17 protein-coding genes and 1 riboswitch are annotated in these 18,938 nt (G+C 50.2%); of the genes, 5 read left to right on the top strand and 12 right to left on the bottom strand.

What is annotated here, in order from left to right; genetic code table 11:
- Positions 1-129: 129 nt before the first annotated feature.
- On the top strand, positions 130-789 hold the full coding sequence (locus tag L3D05_RS09355; protein WP_239615766.1) for a response regulator transcription factor: 660 nt from the start codon (positions 130-132) through the stop codon (positions 787-789).
- 2 nt (positions 790-791) lie between these two features.
- Here the strand turns inward: L3D05_RS09355 and L3D05_RS09350 are convergent, their stop codons facing one another.
- Entirely contained in the window at positions 792-2,744 is a 1,953-nt protein-coding gene (locus tag L3D05_RS09350; protein ID WP_239615765.1) for a sensor histidine kinase, read from the bottom strand.
- A 25-nt stretch (positions 2,745-2,769) separates the two neighbouring features.
- A complete protein-coding gene (locus tag L3D05_RS09345; RefSeq protein WP_239615764.1) occupies positions 2,770-3,672 on the bottom strand; it encodes a LysR family transcriptional regulator in 903 nt (300 codons plus the stop codon).
- 139 nt (positions 3,673-3,811) lie between these two features.
- Between L3D05_RS09345 and L3D05_RS09340 the strand changes: the two genes are divergently transcribed.
- Positions 3,812-4,867, top strand: coding sequence for a YeiH family protein (locus L3D05_RS09340; RefSeq protein WP_239615763.1), 1,056 nt, complete (start codon positions 3,812-3,814; stop codon positions 4,865-4,867).
- A gap of 58 nt (positions 4,868-4,925) precedes the next feature.
- On the opposite strand, the gene L3D05_RS09335 is transcribed toward L3D05_RS09340, so the two are convergent.
- The 4 genes from L3D05_RS09335 to L3D05_RS09320 all read right to left on the bottom strand — a co-directional run bounded on the left by L3D05_RS09335 (position 4,926) and on the right by L3D05_RS09320 (position 9,992).
- The gene (locus tag L3D05_RS09335) at positions 4,926-6,365 is read right to left on the bottom strand and encodes an NAD(P)/FAD-dependent oxidoreductase (RefSeq protein ID WP_239615762.1); all 1,440 of its coding nucleotides are present in this window, start codon (positions 6,363-6,365) and stop codon (positions 4,926-4,928) included.
- A gap of 67 nt (positions 6,366-6,432) precedes the next feature.
- Positions 6,433-6,532, bottom strand: a riboswitch (purine riboswitch).
- A 146-nt stretch (positions 6,533-6,678) separates the two neighbouring features.
- Positions 6,679-7,545 carry a transglutaminase family protein gene (locus L3D05_RS09330; protein ID WP_239615761.1) on the bottom strand — a complete coding sequence of 289 codons (867 nt, stop codon included), beginning with the start codon at positions 7,543-7,545 and terminating at the stop codon, positions 6,679-6,681.
- The gene (locus tag L3D05_RS09325; RefSeq protein WP_239615760.1) at positions 7,542-8,495 is read right to left on the bottom strand and encodes an alpha-E domain-containing protein; all 954 of its coding nucleotides are present in this window, start codon (positions 8,493-8,495) and stop codon (positions 7,542-7,544) included. The genes L3D05_RS09330 and L3D05_RS09325 overlap by 4 nt, the downstream gene beginning before the upstream one ends.
- Positions 8,496-8,537: 42 nt before the next feature.
- A complete protein-coding gene (locus L3D05_RS09320) occupies positions 8,538-9,992 on the bottom strand; it encodes a circularly permuted type 2 ATP-grasp protein (RefSeq protein WP_239615759.1) in 1,455 nt (484 codons plus the stop codon).
- A gap of 354 nt (positions 9,993-10,346) precedes the next feature.
- On the opposite strand from L3D05_RS09320, the gene L3D05_RS09315 reads away from it, so the two are divergent.
- Complete coding sequence (locus L3D05_RS09315) at positions 10,347-11,258, top strand: cation diffusion facilitator family transporter (RefSeq protein ID WP_239615758.1); 912 nt, start codon at positions 10,347-10,349, stop codon at positions 11,256-11,258.
- A 90-nt stretch (positions 11,259-11,348) separates the two neighbouring features.
- On the opposite strand, the gene cyoD is transcribed toward L3D05_RS09315, so the two are convergent.
- The 6 genes from cyoD to L3D05_RS09285 form a co-directional block, all read right to left on the bottom strand.
- Positions 11,349-11,687 (bottom strand): cytochrome o ubiquinol oxidase subunit IV, encoded by a 339-nt coding sequence (gene cyoD / locus L3D05_RS09310; RefSeq protein ID WP_239615757.1) that lies wholly within the window; start codon positions 11,685-11,687, stop codon positions 11,349-11,351.
- Between the two features lies 1 nt (position 11,688).
- Complete coding sequence (cyoC, locus tag L3D05_RS09305) at positions 11,689-12,318, bottom strand: cytochrome o ubiquinol oxidase subunit III (protein ID WP_239615756.1); 630 nt, start codon at positions 12,316-12,318, stop codon at positions 11,689-11,691.
- The gene (locus L3D05_RS09300) at positions 12,318-14,288 is read right to left on the bottom strand and encodes a cbb3-type cytochrome c oxidase subunit I (RefSeq protein ID WP_239615755.1); all 1,971 of its coding nucleotides are present in this window, start codon (positions 14,286-14,288) and stop codon (positions 12,318-12,320) included. Before L3D05_RS09300 ends, cyoC begins: the two co-directional genes overlap by 1 nt.
- A 20-nt stretch (positions 14,289-14,308) precedes the next feature.
- Positions 14,309-15,286: a ubiquinol oxidase subunit II gene (gene cyoA, locus L3D05_RS09295; protein ID WP_239615754.1), complete on the bottom strand. Its 978-nt coding sequence runs from the start codon at positions 15,284-15,286 to the stop codon at positions 14,309-14,311.
- Positions 15,287-15,766: 480 nt separating this feature from the next.
- A complete protein-coding gene (locus L3D05_RS09290; RefSeq protein WP_239615753.1) occupies positions 15,767-16,009 on the bottom strand; it encodes a hypothetical protein in 243 nt (80 codons plus the stop codon).
- 136 nt (positions 16,010-16,145) lie between these two features.
- On the bottom strand, positions 16,146-17,627 hold the full coding sequence (locus L3D05_RS09285) for an ABC transporter substrate-binding protein (protein ID WP_239615752.1): 1,482 nt from the start codon (positions 17,625-17,627) through the stop codon (positions 16,146-16,148).
- 315 nt (positions 17,628-17,942) lie between these two features.
- Between L3D05_RS09285 and L3D05_RS09280 the strand changes: the two genes are divergently transcribed.
- Both L3D05_RS09280 and L3D05_RS09275 read left to right on the top strand, forming a co-directional pair.
- On the top strand, positions 17,943-18,278 hold the full coding sequence (locus L3D05_RS09280; RefSeq protein ID WP_239615751.1) for a PadR family transcriptional regulator: 336 nt from the start codon (positions 17,943-17,945) through the stop codon (positions 18,276-18,278).
- 113 nt (positions 18,279-18,391) lie between these two features.
- The gene (locus tag L3D05_RS09275) at positions 18,392-18,937 is read left to right on the top strand and encodes an HAAS signaling domain-containing protein (RefSeq protein WP_239615750.1); all 546 of its coding nucleotides are present in this window, start codon (positions 18,392-18,394) and stop codon (positions 18,935-18,937) included.
- Position 18,938 lies beyond the last annotated feature (1 nt).

Raw genomic sequence — 18,938 nt, 5'->3', positions numbered from 1 at the left:
GCAAAAATATTTCGGTTTCCACGCTCCCCTCTTTCGGTTCTATCCATGGAAAATTGCGGTGTTAGAAATCGGCGAATGTGATAGAGTTAATCTTAAAACCGCAACCGCTTCTGATAGGAGGCATCGGTCATGAAGCATATTTTATTAGTGGACGACCACAAGACTTTCCTGGCGGGAACCGCCATCATTCTAGAGAAACACGGCTTTCTAGCGACAACCGCAACGAGCGGAAAAGAAGCACTCGACCGCATGGAGAGCGCTTCTTTCGATTTGTTCGTTTTCGATTTGAAGCTGCCCGAGATGAACGGGTTCGAATTAACGGAAGAGACGATGCGCAGAAAACCGGAAGCCATCGTCGTTATCTTAACCGGAGAAGACATTACCGATCATTTCGATCGACTGATCGCCATCGGAGTCACGGGAATTCTGGAGAAGTCGCTAGGCGAGCAAGAGTTTATCGCCAGCCTTCGCTTGTCCATGCAGCAATTAACCGTGCTCCCCTTGCCCCTTGTCAGGCAATTAAGAACTAAGGAATCCAATTCCATCAAAGATTCGTCGCAGTCCGGAGAAAACAAAGTCTTATCGGACAAAGAAATGACAATCCTCAAGCTGATTGCCGGAGGATACAAAAATAAAGACATTGCGGATAGACTGTTCATGAGCCAGCGCAATGTCGAATACTTAATCTCGCATATGTTCGAGAAATTAAACGTTAGTTCACGCCAAGAAGCCGTCGTTAAAGGCCTCGAGCTGAAATGGCTGACCCTCGATCCCTCATCGCTTACCTAACGTTAGATGGGCAAAGCGCATACGGCCTTCATTCCGTGGCTTGGCCGGGAATCCAACGAAAGCGATCCATCGACCAGCCGCACCCTCTCCGCAATCCCTTTTAGTCCGAACCGGTCGGAGGTAGCAAAATCAAGCGCCGTGTCCATCCCTTTGCCATCGTCCGCATATCGAATATAGAAAACGCTATCGACCTGTTCCATTTCCAGCTTAACGACGCGGGCATTCGAATGCTTCAACGCATTGTTGATAAGCTCTTGGACGATTCGATAGATCGTCGTGTTCTGTTCATCGCTTAACGGCTTAGAGGGCGGCGCGCCATGAAACTCCAGTTGGAAGTCCGCTCTGAGCCTCATCTTCTCTACCAGCTTGGATATGGCATGAACCGCTCCATGCTCCGATATAAAAGAAGGCATAAGCTCCTGGCAGGTTTCCCGGATCATAAACTCGGCATTATCCAGACCGGTGCGTATTTTTTCCTTTTCCCCATCGCTTACGGTCCCGCCTATCGTCCGGTCCAGCGATCTGCGGATATTTAATATTTCTTGCAGCACATCATCGTGCAAATCCGACGCAAGCCTTCTCCTCTCCTTCTCCGCCATTTGCATGAATAGCTTGGATAACCAAGGTTGACGCCGAGTGCGGTTTTGTTCTATTTCGATTAGCCGCCCATCTATCATGCGGAGGTAGTCATGGAAAATCGCGACATACTTCGCCATCAACACCAAGGCGAAACGCTCTCGTTCCTCGAGAGAGGCAAGCGCGGCATTGTCCGTGGAAACCAATAGAAAGAGCTTAGCGCCATCGACTCCTCCGGCCGCACTTAAGTGAACGGACGAAGAAAACCTCGTGTCGCCAGGGACGAAATTTCCGCCGGCTTGAAGAAGAGAAAGGATTTCTCTTTCTTGAGAAGGCCTTATCCCTCCTCCTTCAACCCGAATCTCATCCTTAGCCTCATTGAACTTCACCAAATGAAAGGAATGCGGTTGAAAGTAATCATTTCCTTCGCGAAGCGCGCTCTGCTCTAAATCAGCGATACGGTATGCGCGTGTAAATACGGTCAGCATTTGATCCAAGCGTTGCCTGGCGCGCACCTCCTGCTCCAAGTGCACATTTTTCGCCGTCAACTGCTCGTTAATGCTCTTATTCTCTATTAACGTTCGAATAAACCGCCGGAGAAACAATATTCCGAACACCGCGACCAGCTCCAGGAAAGCCCAAGAAAACGTATCTTCCAAACACTGCTCCCAGTATTGCGGTTGATAGCCGATAGAGTGCCCGATTAGATACTCTAGCAAGTCTTTGCCAAGATCGGGCAGCAAAACGATCATAAACAAAACGACGCCTTTGCCGACCCATTGTAGTTCGTCTTGATGCGTTCGTTGCCTTAATAGGGTAAAGATTCGCGCTCCGTAGAAGGCCATTCCGCAGAAGGCTATCGCAAGGAACATAAAATTCAAGAGGATAAAGATAGCTTCCCTACCCTCCAAGACGACAGTCGCTATTATTACCCCGGCAAGCCCTCCGCTTGACCTCACGAATAAGCGGCTCCATTTATTGTCGGTCATGCCCAGCATATATGCCATAAAGGCAAATGCCAACCAAACGATTCCACTCTTGATCGCAAGCGAGGCATAGGAAATGTCCGGAAAATCCCCGAACAACAGGCTTTTCTCTTCCCAAGCGACGAAAAGTTGCAAGGAAACCAAGAATGAAAAAATGCCTAAGTAAAGATAGCCCTTCTCCTTCGGAAGGACGGCTAACATTCCCAAGAACACGATCCCGATAAAAAGAAACAAGATCGAAAATATCGGCTCTTCAAGATGAGAACGTAACGAATTGATCTCTCCGGGAACTTCGTTCAGAGAATGCATCAAACCATAGTTCACCCATCCGTTAAGAGCGAAAATAAGAGCGGCTGCGGCCAACACGATAACGGTTGATTTGAAAATCTTCATTCGATCCCTCTCCGTCCACTTATTCCTATAACCGCGAAGACAGCATCGTCCCCGTAACGGAACGTAACGTTTGTAGAAACACGTCCATCGTGCGGGTTCTTAGATCGCCGTTACGCATGAGAATATGGAAGCTGCGTTTGAAGGGGAGCCCTTTCACTTCCAATAGCTTCAGGGTGCCGAGTCCGAGCTCCTTACGAAGCGCCCAGCGAGATTGCAAGGTTACGCCTAGACCGGCTTCTACCGTTTCCTTAATCGATTGCGTGCTGCTCATTTCCATTAACCGCGCCGGACGCAAGCCAAGCTCAGCGAACATTTTATCGGCCGCCGCCCTTGTCCCTGAGCCCTGCTCCCTGACTAGCCATGTCTGTTCCTCCAGAGCCTCTATGGAAATCGGCGAGCGATCGACAAGAGAATGCTGCGCTCCGGACGCCACGTACATTTCATCCTCGGCCAGCTTCTCCACCACGAGCCCGTTACCGATTTCCTCCCCTTCCACGATTCCTACGTCCAACTCCCGGTTGCGAACCTTCTCCGCGACATCGGACGTATTCCCGATCATTACGGCAGGACGAATATCCGGAAACTCCGTATTCAATCGCGCCAACGTTAGAGGAAGCATATACTCGCCGAACGTATAGCTGGCACCTATGGAAAGCGGACCGCCCGTATAGTGCATCAGCTCGTCGACCATTTCCTCCATCCTGCGATACAACCCTCCGATTTCCTTCGCGTGATGAAGGACGATCTCTCCCGCTTTCGTCAGCGCCACGGATTTATTGTTGCGTTCCAGCAGCCTGACTTTAAGACGCTCCTCCAACACCTTGATATGTTGGCTAACCGCAGGTTGCGTCATATGCAGTCGCTCCGCGGCGCGAGAGAAGTTGCGCGTATCCGCGACCTCCGAGAACACGATAAGCGATTGATCCATTTAGGCTATTTCATCCATTCATTAGTTATTACTTACTATAGATATAATTATAATTAATTTTTCTTATTATACAATCCAAAGTAATCTATAAATAACAGACCTACTCACTCCCGTTACATCATTGGAGGATTCAGACATCATGTTAACCAAACTCACTACCGCATCTACCGCCGAGCTGCCGCTTGCGCCCGCTCGCTTATACGGTATCCTGTTCACAATCGCATTAGCCGCGGCCGGCTGGGGACTGTCCCTGCTACCCGGCCTCGACCGTCTAGGACCGCTCGCCTGCACCTTGCTGCTCGCGGCGGCTTATCGCCACCGATTCGGCTATCCCATGACGCTCGGGGTAGGCATTCGTTTTTCTTCCGGAACATTGCTTCGCCTAGCCATCGTTCTATTCGGACTGAAGCTTAACGTCGCCGAGCTATTGCAACAGGGATTGCCTTTGTTAGCGCGAAGCGGCGGCACGGTCGCCTTCTCCTTAGTCACGGTATTGGCCCTCGGCCATTGGCTTCGCGCCGACCGTAAGCTAACGCTGCTGCTCGCGATTGGAACCGCGATCTGCGGTGCCGCGGCCATTGCCGCCGTATCTCCTTTGCTTAAATCTAAGGAGGAGGATACAGCGATCAGCGCAGGTTTGATCGCCTTAATCGGAACGGTGTTCGCCGCGGCGTACACCCTAATTCAGCCTTGGTTACCGATGGATGCCGCCGCTTACGGGGTATGGTCAGGCCTCACCTTGCACGAGATTGCCCATGTCGCCATGGCTGCAGCGCCCGCCGGACAGGATGCCCTTGCCGATGGATTGCTTGCGAAGCTATGCAGAGTCGCACTCCTCGTGCCGTTGTGCCTTGGAATCGTCGGCTTCTCGAAGCTAAACGCTCGCCGGAAGACGAACGCTTCCCAGGGATCAGACGAGGCTGATGGAAACGCCCCTTTTCCTTTCCCCTGGTTCTTATTGGGTTTTGTCGCTATGAGCTTATTCGGAAGCTACGTCCTTCCCGATGTTCTGTCGGACTCTTCCGCTTTATTGGATGATGTCTCTCTGTTCACAACGCTACTCCTCGGTATGGCCATGGCCGGTCTCGGCCTTAACGTGAACCTGCGCGACTTCCGTACTCGCGCCTTGCGTCCGTTCATCGCCATGCTCATCGCATCGTTACTGCTAGCGGGATTGACCTACGCTTCGTTATAAACAAGAACAGCCCAGAACCTTGTTCCAGTTCTGGGTTGCCTTCACTTGTTACCGGTATTTACTTGCTCTTCCGTTCCGTTATGGCACGGGCAATCCAGACGCCGGCAGCGCCGGCTTGGGCCAAGCCGCGAGTGACTCCGGCTCCATCCCCGCCGCAGTAGAGGCCGGAAATTTCCGTTTCCAACGTCTCGCTTAGCTTAGGGCGGGCAGAGTAGAACTTCGCTTCAACGCCATAAAACAACGTATGCTCCGAAGCTATGCCCGGCGTCACTTTATCGAGCGCTTCGACCATCTCGATCAAGCTCTTCATCGTGTTGTACGGTAGCACTAAGCCGAGATCGCCCGGCACCGCCTCATGCAAGGTCGGCTCGATGAACCCTTCCTTGATCCTGCCTGCCGTAGAACGCCGACCTCTCAGAATATCTCCATACTTCTGCACGATCACGCCGCCGCTGGACAGATCGTTCGCCCGTTTGCAGATTTCGCGGGCATACTCGTTCGGCTTGTCGAACGGATCCGTGAATTTGTGGGAGACAAGCAATGCGAAGTTCGTATTGCTGGAGCCCAGCGCCGGATCTTTGAAAGCATGCCCGTTCGCCGCCATGACTCCGCTATGATTTTCCACGACAACGTGTCCCGACGGGTTGCTGCAGAAAGTTCTAACCCTTGTCCCTACCGACGTATTGTATATAAATTTCCCCTCGTACAGATGCTCGTTGATTTCCCGCATGACCACATCCGAGGTTTCCACTCTTACGCCCACGTCAACTTGGTTATTAACCATCGCTAACCGACGCTTCTTCAGAATGGCGGTCAACCAGCCTGAACCATCCCGTCCTGGCGACACCACGACCGTATCCGCCATGATCTCCTCGCCGTTCTTGAACGTGATTCCGCATACCCGATGGGTTCCGTTTTCCTTCACCGTCAACAGATCGGTGACCTCCGCCTTATACCTCATATCGATGCGGCTTTCTAAGTAAGAATGAATCGATTTCAGAATCTCTAAATTTTGCTCCGTACCGAGATGCCGAACTTGTGCCCGCAGCAGCTTCAATCCCGCCGCGTAACCTCTATGCTCGATCGATTTCACGAACTCGGTCGTCGGGTCGGTCAAATTCAAAGTCGCTCCATGTTCTAGGTTGATCTCATCTACGTAACGGATCAAACCAAGCACTTGCGATGGCGCCAAGTAATCCGTCAGCCAGCCGCCGAACTCCGTCGTAATGTTGAACTTTCCGTCGCTGTACGCTCCGGCTCCGCCAAACCCTGCCGTAATCGAACAGGCCGGCAAGCAGCCCGCGAAATCTTTTTTACCCGCGGGAGGAGGACATAACTCGATCTTATTATCCAGTATCGGACAATGGCGATGCTTGATATCATGCCCCTTGTCGACTAACAGCACCTTCAGGTGGGGAGAGGTTCTCGTTAATTCGTAACATGTGAAAATACCGGCAGGACCGGCGCCAACCACGATAACATCATAAACACTGCTCATCCGTAATTCTCCTCCTGTTATGCCCCCGTAGCCGGACAACAAAAAAAACTCCAGACTGCCGAAGGTGTGGGTGTCCCACATCCTTCGTAGTCAGGAATTTAAGGTTCCCGGTAGAGACCCCCAGCCCATATTGCCGAGGATATACGAATGGATGAATCGATTAAATCATGATTGTTTCCATTACGTAGAGTAACTGATTTATACGTACGAGTCAAGAGGGTATTGCCCATAATATTCGTATATATTCGACTAAAGTGATAAGTTAGTTATAAAAGATGATATTTTTTATCTGTAAAACCGAACATTATTCTTCTTACCCCGTCTCCGCCAACCGAACATCGACCGTCACCTGAAGCGTCTGTCCCGCTGTCCCTCGGTATATGCCTTTGACCGGAACGATATCCGTATAATCTCGTCCATGGCCTAACTTCACGTAACGCCAATCGATCAGATTATTGTTCGTCGGGTCTATTCCTTGCCAACCTACACCAGGGATATAGACTTCCACCCAAGCATGCGAGGCTTGCTCGAAATCCGCATCCCGGCCTTGAAGATCGCCCACGAAGTGATATCCGCTCACATATCGGGCCGGAACCCCGCGAAGCCTGCATATCGCGATCAGCAAATGCGCGAAATCTTGGCAAACGCCGCTGCCTATTCCGATCAATTCGTCTGCCGTCGTCTGCACCCCGGTAGACAGAGGCTTATATTCGAAATCTCCGTAGATCGCGCTAGCCGCATTACGAACAAAACCGAAAACTCCCTCTTCCTCCCCGCGAATGCCCGAAGCATACGACTCTACTCTCGGGAGTAAAGAGACGTAGTAGGAAGGGAGCAAATATTCCGCGTTCCCGTCTATGAAGTCCTCGCTGCTCAGTCGATTCCATGATTCCTCGGGCCCCCATGCCGCGTTCCACAATACATCCCTATCCCTTGTAACCACTGTCGAATGCGAGGTGATGACCAATTCCCGATGCGGGGCATGAGCCGTGAAGGAATGCACCCGGTTACCGAAATAATCCTCATAAGACAACAGTTGAACGTTCGGTTCGACCACGAGCCGATTGTGGTAGCAAGCCTGTCTTTCGTCCGTCCGGGGCGTTAACCGGATTTCATTGACACTGTCCGTCACCGACGAATCGTAACGGTATTTCGTGACGTGGCAAATATCTAACTTCAAGCGATGACCTCCCGCCCTGGGGAAAAAAAATACTTGGCAACCGCTTCGCCAAGCTGCTTATTCGTGTTAAGCAACTGCTGAAGCACCGTTGTCAAAGTATCCACCGTGATGTCGTTTCGATCCAACCACCCCAGCTCCGAGCGCGCTTTGCCCGCTAAGCGGATCATGCGCTCAAGCGTGGAGCTGATGTTATCCGATTGGTCGCGCACCGCCTTCAAATGCTGATCGAAGGTAGCCAAGGAAAAGTGAATCGAACGCGGAAACGTTTCTTGCAGCACTAGAAAACGCGCCACTTCCTCCAATGTAATATCCTCCAAGTCCAACCTCCGGAACGCCTCGTATCCGCCTACCGACTTCAGCACCGCCATCGTATACGAATAAGATCCCTTGCGTTGATCCGGTGCGATATTTCCTACCGATTGCAACAGCCTGACGACGTTCTCCGATCGTTCCAAATATCTGCCGCTCTCCAGCATATGCCAAGACGCGTCCCGGATGGCTAGAGACATCGCGGTCCCTTGGAAAGCCGCTAGCCCTTCTTTCACCCGCTGGAAGAATCGATGCGGAGATTGCCGAACAACCTCCTCCGGTTGCACTTCTTTTAACCATAAATAAAACCCGTTCAGCAAATTCCATAGCTCAGAGGGGAGCTGCTCGCGGATCTTCTTGAGATTATCCCGGGCTTGCGCCACGCAAGAGACAATCGAGTTGGCCTGCGACGCATCCAAGGTAAGGAAGAATAGCACTTCGCGCTCCCGATAGGCCTCGTATCTCTCCTCGTATAAGGAACAATCTCCTATCGCTTCTGCGATCCTTTTCCAGATTGCTTCCGTCTCCTCGCCGCCTTCTTCGCGAAGATGATAATACACGTCAAGCAGCCGGGCATGATTTTCCGCACGTTCGGTGTACCGCCCGATCCAGAACAACGATTCCGCTATCCGATCCAACATAGGGCCCACACTCCTTATAGGCACATTGCCATTTATTAAACCTTATCTTTGCAATACCCATGTGTCTTTGACACCGCCGCCTTGGGAGGAATTGACGACCAACGAGCCTTCCTTCATGGCCACCCTCGTCAACCCGCCCGGAATCACGTGTACGTTCCTTCCGTCAGCCATGGCGAATACCCGCAGATCGATATGCCGATGAGCCATATGACCATCTAGATTAATCGGAGACGTCGATAGTTTGATTGTCGGCTGGGCAATATAATTATCGGGATTTTCTCGGATTTTGGCCGCGAACCTTTCCCGTTCCCATTCGGTAGACGAAGGTCCGACGAGCATGCCGTAACCGCCGGACAGCGACGTCTCCTTAACAACCATTTCTTCAAGCCTTTCCAGAACGTGTTCCCGTTCGTCGGGTCGGCTCATTAAGTAAGTCGGCACATTGTTCAAGATCGGCCGTTCGTTCAAATAATAACGGATCATCTCCGGAACGAACGTATAGATCGCTTTGTCGTCCGCGACGCCAGTCCCCGGAGCGTTGGCGATTGTAATATTGCCGAAGCGATAAGCGTTCATTAGACCCGCAACGCCCAGCATGGAGTCCGGACGAAACGCCAGCGGGTCAAGATAATCATCGTCGATTCTACGGTATAGAACGTCGACTTTCTTTAAGCCCGACAGCTTGCGAATATAGATCTTGTTATCCCTGCAGACGAGGTCTCTGCCCTCGACGAGCTCCATCCCCATCTGCTGGGCGAGAAAGGTATGCTCGAAGTACGCCGAGTTGAAGCTTCCAGGAGTCAGTAGCGCGATGACCGGCTCCGCAATATCGGTTGGAGCCAGATTCCGTAACGAAGACCGGAAATCGTGCAACGACCGATCGATGCCCCGGACCGAGTAAGAGAAATATAGCTCAGGAAAATCATGGGTCATGATAGAGCGGCTCTTGTATACGTAAGAAAATCCTGAGGGCGACCGCAAATTATCTTCGAGAACGTAATAGTCCCCCTTCTCGTCGCGGATCAGATCGATACCGGACGCCGTCACGTAAGTGCCGCCAGGTACGGGAAGCCTCATCATCTCCGTGCGGAAGTACCGGTTCGCCATAATCATTCGTCGCGGAACAAGCCCGTCTTTCAGTATGCACTGTTCATGATAAATATCCGTCAAGAATGCATTTAGCGCACGCACGCGTTGACGCGTACCTTGTTCTATCATCTCCCACTCTTCCGCGGGAATGACCCGGGGAATCAAATCGAAGGGAATCGTCCGTTCCAGCGCATCCGGTTGATCCCCGCCGGACAGGGTGAATGTGATCCCTTCTTCCAATAAGCGCCCGTTCATCCTAGCCTGTCTCGCTACCCGATCCTCCACCGACATACGCGCAAGCACTTGATGCACTTTGCCGTAATGCTCACGAACCTTAGCCCCGCTATACATTTCATTGTAAAAACGGGAGGAAGGCGAAGTAACCGATACTTCGTTCATCATTTCCATGGAGAACGGCTCCTTCTCCCCCACTGGGTTTTATTGTAATCATATTCCCAGCCTATATTAATGTCAATAATTCTTACATTAAATCGCATTAGTTTTTGTATAAATAACACATATCTAACATTAACGGTTATATGGTGGTTATGTACAATACACCAATAGCAATAGCCTGAATCGAGGGAATATGATAAAATAAACAAGTTACGTGAGAACGCATCACTAGAGAGGGTGGTTGTCACCCATGAAACCGCATTGCAAATTAACCCACATACGGACGAATACAGGCTTTCAACCTCATGGTTGAAAGCCTGATTTATTTTTTGCGCGGGGCAAACTTTCTTAGAAGGGGTAATCATTGTGGCGGATAGGCATCATTCGGGAATATTAGCGATATGGATCAGCTTGATTAGCAACATCGTTCTTACTCTTATTAAAATAGGGGCCGGCCTAATACTGGCAAGCCCCGTGCTTCTCGCGGACGGAGTTCATAACGCAGGTGATATCATCGCAACAGTGGCCGCGTTAACCTCCTCCATGGTATCCAAGAAGCCGGCGGACGACGATCATCCCTATGGACACGGCAAAGCAGAGGTCGTGGCTTCCGCATTCGTAGCCGTCATCCTTGTTCTCGCCGCTTTCTGGATCGGCTTTCAATCGATAAGCGCTCTGTTCGAGCCCCCTGGGGAAGAAAGCTGGTTAGCGCTAAGCGCCGCCGCGCTCTCGCTCATCTGGAAACAGGCCCTCTACCTTTATACGATCAAAATCGGTAAAGCAACCAATAGCAAAAGCGTATTAGCTACCGCTTACGATCACCTAGCCGATGTGTATGCCTCGTTGGCCGCCGTCATCGGGATCGGAATCGGCCTGCTAGGCGACCATATGAACTGGGAATGGGCAGCCTATGGAGACCCGATAGCCGGAATTATCGTTTCATTGCTCGTCCTCAAGCTTGCTTACGGGATTGGAAGAGAGTCCGTCGATATTTTGATGGAGCACAATGTCGCCTCGGAGAAGCTCGCACACTACGAAGATTTGCTTCGCACCGATAAGAACGTAAAGAGAATCGATCGGGTACGAGCCCGCGAACACGGTCATTACATTATCGTAGATATCCGCGTGGGCGTCCGCAACGACTACACCATTCAGCAGGGACACGACATAAGCAAACATCTCAAAAAACTGATCATGGACTTCGACCCCGACGTTATAGAGGTCATGATCCATCTGAATCCGTGGGAAGCCGGGGAACCGGAACTCGCTTCGAGATAAAATGAAAGCACGCCAAAAAAAAGAAGAGCAGAAGGTCGCTTTAACCGACCTTCTGCTCTTTCTTCATCCATTCGTAACTTAAAGCATACGTTATGCCACCTGATTGTTCGCCATGATCCAGATCGATCCCCCGACGATAGTCAGCACGATAATCAATCCGAGTATGAGAACCATCAAATTGTAGCGCGGTTTGCCCTCTTCCTTCAGATGCATGAAGAAGAATAGCTGTACGACGAACTGAAGAATCGCCGAACCGAGCAATACGACCGTAGCCGCCGTCCCTTCGAGCATATCGTTCAGAACGACGATGAGCGGGATCGCGGTCAATACGAGCGAGAATACGAATCCGATGACATAAGACTTTAGCGAACCATGCGCTTCGTGAGAATCATGAGCCTCATGCGCGCCGTGCTCCGGATGCTGCGCCATCTTACATCACCTCCATCAAGTATACGATCGTAAAGACGAAGATCCATACGACATCGAGAAAGTGCCAGTAAAGGCTAATGATGTTCACTTTCCGACGCGTTACGGAATTAATACCGTGACGCTTTAACTGAAGCATGATCGAAATCATCCACACAAGGCCGATCGATACGTGCAAACCATGCGTACCTACCAACGTGTAGAAGGCAGACCAGAATGCGCTCGTGGAAATCGCCGCGCCTTCATGGACTAAGTTCACGAACTCCGTTATTTCTAAAGTGATAAAGGACGCCCCGAGCAGAACGGTTACCGCCAACCATCCGATGAGCCCTTTGCGGTCGCCGCGGTTCATCGAGAGAACGGCTAATCCGCTCGTAAAGCTACTCGTTAATAGGATGAACGTCTCGGCGATTACGCCAGGCATCTCGAACAAATCCGCCCCCGTAAGCCCGCCAGCCGTACTATCGCTTAACACGACGAAAGTCGCGAACAAGGTACCGAACAGGATACAGTCCGTGATCAAGAAGATCCAGAATCCCATCATCCGAAGCCCTTCTAGATCGTGATGCTCCTCATGCCCCTGCTCGACGCCATGGGACGGAGCGGAAATAATAGGTTTTCCCGAACTCGCCATTAGATAACCCTCCTTGCCGCTGCTTCCGTGCGTTTGATTTCATCCACCGGAATGTAATAGTCGGTTTTATAATTGAACGAATGGGCAAGCATGCACGCCACGACTCCGATAAGTCCCGGAATCGCCATCCACAGCCAATCGAACACGAACCCGAATCCCGCTACGAAGAAGCACGCCGACATAATGAATGGAATACCCGAGTTTTTCGGCATGTGGATCGGTTCTATCTTAGGCTGCGGTTTAGGAGCATGGCCCTGCGCAATGCGTTGCTTCTCTTCCCACCACGCGTCTTTATCGTCAGCTCTTGGCAATGTCGCAAAGTTATACATCGGTGCCGGCGAAGGAATGGACCATTCAAGCGTCCTTCCATCCCAAGGATCTCCCGTTGTATCGCGTTCCATGAATTTAATGCTGTGCAGAATTTGCCACACTTGGAACAGGAAGCCGATCCCCATCAGGAAACCGCCGATCGTCGAAGTTAAGTTAAGCTCGTACCAGCCTTTATCCCAGCCGTAGCTGCTTACGCGACGAGTCATCCCCATCAACCCTAGGACGTACTGCGGCATGAAGCAAACATAGAACCCGATATTCCAGAACCAGAATGCCCATTTGCCGATTTTCTCATTTAGCTTAAATCCGAACACTTTAGGCCACCAATAGTAAAGACCCGCAAAATATCCGAACGCAACCCCGCCGATCAACACCTGATGGAAATGGGCGATCAGGAAGTAGCTATTGTGGAACTGGAAGTCCGCAGGAGCGACGGACAACAGAACCCCCGTCATCCCCCCTACGACGAAACATGGAATGAACCCGATCATCCATAGCATCGGCGTCGGGAAGCTAAGCTTACCGCGGTACATCGTGAACAGCCAGTTGAAAACTTTTACTCCCGTCGGTATCGCGATAATCATCGTCGATATCGCGAAGAACGCATTTACGTTCGCTCCCGATCCCATCGTGAAGAAGTGATGGGCCCACGTAAAGAACGAGGTAACGCTAATGGCCATAAGAGCGAACACCATCGATTTATAACCAAACAATCTTTTCTTCGAGAATGTTGCCACGACTTCCGAGAAAATCCCGAAGGCCGGCAGGATGACGATATAAACCTCCGGATGTCCCCACATCCAGATCAAGTTGATATACATCATCGGATTTCCGCCCATATCCAGCGTGAAGAAATGCGCGCCAAGATAACGGTCTATAAACAGCAGAGCCAATGTAATAGTCAGAATCGGGAAAGCTAAGATGATCGTCAAGCAACTGGATAGTACCGACCAAGTAAACATCGGCATCTTCATCAGTTTCATGCCCGGAGCGCGCATTTTCAGGATCGTCACGATAAAGTTGATCCCCGTCATCAAGCTCCCGATCCCGGAAATTTGAATACCCCAAATATAGAAATCTTGACCTACGCCCGGACTATGAGAAAGCTCGGAGAGCGGCGGATAAGCCAACCACCCCGCATCTGGAGAACCTCCGATAACGAACGATACGTTAAACAGCATCGCTCCGAAGAAGAAGAGCCAGAAGCTAAGCGAGTTCAGGAACGGGAACGCAACGTCCCTTGCTCCGATTTGCAGCGGTATGACCAGATTGAACAATCCGAACATAAGCGGCATCGCCATGAACAGGATCATGATAACGCCATGCGTCGTGAAAATTTGGTTATAGTGTTCCGGCGCAAGGAATTCCATATTCGGAACCGCCAGCTGCGTCCGCATGAGGAGCGCATCGACCCCACCGCGGAAAAGCATAAGTAATGATGCGATTACATACATGATACCGATTTTTTTATGATCGACGGTCGTTAGCCAGTCTTTCCACAGCCACGTCCATTTTTTGAAATACGTTAACGCGGCAACGACCGCTATAAGAGTAAGCCCGATGGATACGTCGGCTCCATAGATGAGCGGATCGCCCGTTACGAAAAATTCCGAAGCGAAGTCCTTAATTTTGTCCCACATACCGGCACCATCCTTTCCTTTTATTCATGGCCCACATGGCCTTCATGATTCATTGTCGCTTCGGCATTCCCATGTTCATGCTCAGTCGCGCCTTCGTTAGTCGTCTCGCCAGAGTTATCGGTATGTTCGGCAGAACCCGATCCATGATTATGAGCGCCGTATTTATTTACAATCTTATTGAACAGCCCTTCCGGTATCGAAGAGAAGGTTTCCACTTCCGACACGCCCGGAATCGCAAGCTGCTCATACCCTTCCGTCGTTAAGGCAGGAGACGAGTCTTTAACTTGTTGTACCCAAGCATCGAATTCCGCTTGCGAGGTCGCCTTCGCGGTGAATTCCATTTTCCCGAAGTCGCGTCCGCTGAAGTTGGCTCCCATGCCCATATAGTCCCCCGGCTCTTCGGCGATAAGATGAAGCTTCATCGCCATCCCAGACATCGTATAAATCTGCCCGCCGAGCTGCGGAATCCAGAAGGAGTTCATCGGAGCATCCGAAGTAAGCTGGAATTCCACCGGCACGTTATCCGGGAATTGAATGTAATTCACCGTTGCGATGCCTTGGTCGGGATATTGGAACAGCCATTTCCAGTCTAGCGAGGTGACTTGGATCACAATCGGCTTAGCTTCGTGTTCCAGCGGTTTGGACGGCTCCAGCATATGCGTATATTTAATCGTTACGGCAGCAAGTATCGCGATAATGACGATAGGAATGCTCCACCAGATCGTCTCCAGCTTCGTGCTATGTTCCCATTCCGGCTCGTATTTTGTCGCCTTTTTCGAATTGTGGCGATATTTCCATACGATGTAGAAGGTAAGGATCAATACCGGCACGATGATAACTAAACAAAGAACCGTAGATATAATAATCAGATCCAATTGATGCTTGCCGATCTCACCTTTCGGATTCAGCACGACCACCTTATCGGAACAACCGGCCATGAGAATCGTCATTGCGAACAGTGATAGGACGGCCGTTAGGCGCCGCAGCCCTTTCATCATTTCCATCTCCCCCATCTTCTTGCTACTTACCATTACCCGCAAATCCCGGCCAATTACCTGCCGCCTGCGGTTAACGAACTACAGTATTCCTTCTTGATGCATTCAACATATCAGAAATCAAAGTGATGTTCCGCACAGTTAACAAAGGCGACAAATAAACGTTGAAATTTCGCAATACATTGTTCACCGTTTCGCCGCATTGTGAATTTTATTACATACTTGCCTATATAAACGCATGGAAAAAGAGAATCACCGAAGCGATCCTCTCCTTTTAACTACACTATATATTCCCATTCATCTGGGCGATTCCAGCTCACCCTGCTCTCCAGTCCGGTTTTACCGGACTACAGAGTGAGTTTGCTCGCTTCGGGGCTCTCCAGTCCGGTTTTACCGGACTACAGGCCAAAATTTTGTCCAACAACGAGAAAAAACCGCCCAACGGAACAAAACGTTCCGAGGGCGGTTTTCAACTTACATCCTTTAGGCCAGCTCTTCCGTAGTTGCCGGAGCCACCGGGGAGGAATCTTGATTCCTCTGCATAAGAGGTGCGATTACGCCGAATAGCATAATCTGGCTTCCCCCGATCAGAAAACCGATTCCAACCATCAATCCGAGGTTACGGTCATTAAATTGCGCGAGGTTCATAAGGCAGCATAGAACGCCGACACCAAGAACGATCATCGCAACCCACTTCAGCATCCGTGACATTTCTTTATTTTTCATGAGGCATTACCCCTTCCGTGAAAGCGCTATATGTGAACATTTTAGCACAGACCTGTGACAAATTAAAGTCACAATTCACATGTTCGACAAAAATAGGCGAATACATCACATCCGGTTCCGCCTCACGACAGAGAAATCACTGTTCCGCAGAGCTTTCGGATACTGACGCCCCATCGCTCGACGCGGATGACTCCGCAGACGGAGACGGAGAAGCTTCCCCAGAGCTTGCTTTGGCCTTAGCTTCTTTTTCGCTTTCTTCCGTGAGCATCTTTTGGCCTTTGGCTTGCAGATTATCGAGCGCTTCCGATATCGTCGCTTTTCCGTCCGTCACATTCTGGAACTCTTGCTGGGTCAATCCATCGAATTGCATATAGAATTGCTGCGGTAACTTATCGTAATCCTTGTACATATTGTTCTGGGCTGGCTTCAAACTGTAGAAGGCTTCCATATGAATCCCGTCGCCCTTATCGATATGCTGAGTCCTCGTCGAGAAACTGCCGTTCTGCAGCTTCGAAGTCACCCTTGCGAAATCATCGCCGTTAATATAGCTCACGAACTTCCAAGCCGCTTCGGCGTTTGCAGAATTCGCATCGATTGCGAAGATTTGATTGACCGACATGCTGGTACTCTCATCCGGGCTCTGAGGATTAACCGGCACCGTAACAACGTCCCAGTTTTGAATGCCTTTTCCTTTATCTTTCAGAATATTCTTAGCTTCCTTAAGCTGCGTCATAAGGTAAGTACCATCTATGACCATCGCGGTCCTACCGCCGATGAACGGATCTCTCAGAAGATAATCTTCGTAGGAGCTCGCTCCTCCGTTCATCTGATTTGGATCCTCACTGTATAAAGACCCGGATTTAAGCGCCATATTCGCCGTCTCGAAAGCCGCTTTCCAAGAATCCGAATTGATCATTAATGTCTTCGCCGTCGGGTTAACATACGTTAAACCCTGAGAAGAGCCTATCATCATTCCGAGCTGATAGAGATTGGATTGATAACCCGCTTTCAAACCGTATACGCGCTCGTCCTTCGAGCCCGTCGTCGGGAATCTGGCCGCGAGCTGCAGCACCTTCTCCCAGCTCATCCGATCTTCCGGAAACGTAACGCCATACTTGGTGAACAAATCCTTGTTGTAATAGATCGCTTGACTGTAAAAATCCGGCGACAATCCGTATAGGATTCCATCGCTTTGTTGCTTAATATAATCGATAATTCCCGGAGCGAAGCCCTCAAGATCATATTTGTCTTTCTTGATGAAGGATTCCAGGTTGTACAATTTACCTTCGCTCGCCATTGTCGCGTATTCGGTCGCGCTGAGCATGAGAACGTCCGGTTTCTCTTGGGCGATGAAATCCTTCATCGCTTTCTGCATGTCTTTGCCCTCTTCGTAGGTAACGCTCTGCGTGGAAACGACTTGAATTTCGATATTAGGATACAGCGCGGAGAATAGCATCCCATACTGCTGATAGAAACTTCTCTCGTCGTAGTGCATGACTTTAATAGAGGTTTTGGTATTTTCCTTCGTTTCATTACCCCCGCCGCTGCACCCGGCAAGCACGCCTGCAATCAGGATCACCGTTATGATAACGATAACGAACTTATTAGTAGTACGCATTTACACACATCCTCATACTCATAGAATTGTAATCATTGTTTTATGCCCTATGTACTCTCTTCAACCCCCTTTTTTCACGAGAGGCATTCCAAGGTTTTACATATTGTACCATATGAAGGGATTGCCGTTTCTTAAGATAACCTTAAACCGTTTAACAAGTTTGATAAAACAGGGCATTTGTCCTGCTTTTGCGATTGTTCGATTCGGTACCTTGCATTAATCAGTACTGCGTGTTAATGTATAGCCACACAGCTATTGTTCATTATTCAGTACTGAGTATAGATACGGAACAATCAGAGAACGGAGGAACGGATCGTGGACATTAACACCCAATTCAAAAAAGGCGTACTGGAGCTCTGCGTACTCGTGCTTATCGAGAAGAACGACCGTTACGGCTATGAGCTTGCCGAAGCGGTATCGCAACATATCGAAGTTGCCGAAGGAGCCCTCTACCCCCTTCTTCGCAGATTAGTTAAAGACGGGTATTGCACCACCTACCTGCAGGAATCTAGTGAAGGCCCTCCGAGGAAGTACTACAAGCTAACCGAGCAAGGAGCGTTATACTCCAAAGAATTAATCGTCGCCTGGAACGCCTTCGTGCAAAATGTATCCAACTTGATCGAGCAAGGCGAGTTTCAAAGCCACTCCTAGCCTCGTTCACACGAGCTTCCCCGTCTAAAGTCGGGGATAGAGGTTAACTCCCGTCGGTTACGGGGCAAACGGAAGCAAGGTTAAAATGAACGAAAGGAAAGGGAGAATATTCCATGAATAAACAAGAGTTTATCGCAACATTACATCATTACCTCGCTGCGTTGCCCGAGGAAGAGCGGAACGAATTGTTGCGAGATTATGAAGCGCATTTTATTTACGGCCAGCAACATGGCAAAACGGAGGTCGAAATCGCTAGAGAGCTCGGCGATCCGCTGGTGTTAGCCAGGGAAATCGTCGGACCTGATTTTCTGCCGCCCCCTCCTTGGGTTGCACCCCAGCATGATACTGCACGGACTATCGGTGTTTCGATTGTGCTTTTCTTCCTAAACCTGTTCGCACTTCCTGTTTTCCTTACATTGTGGGCTGCATTTGTCGCGGTATGCGCTAGTGCGATCGCAGGCGTGTTATCGCCGGTCATGCTGGTCTTGGAAGGAGTTCTGTACGGAGGCTACACGAACTTTAAGCTCTTTATTTCGATCGGTATGGTCGGAGCAGGCATGCTTCTAGCCGCATTGGCACAGTTGCTCTTCAAGGGACTCCTCCTAATGACAGTAAAATACTTCAAATGGAATAACAAAACATGGAAAGGAAGATCGTAAG

Source organism: Cohnella mopanensis (genome assembly GCF_022352055.1).
Taxonomy (GTDB): Bacteria; Bacillota; Bacilli; order Paenibacillales; family Paenibacillaceae; genus Cohnella; species Cohnella mopanensis.
This window is presented reverse-complemented; position numbering and strand designations above follow the sequence as displayed.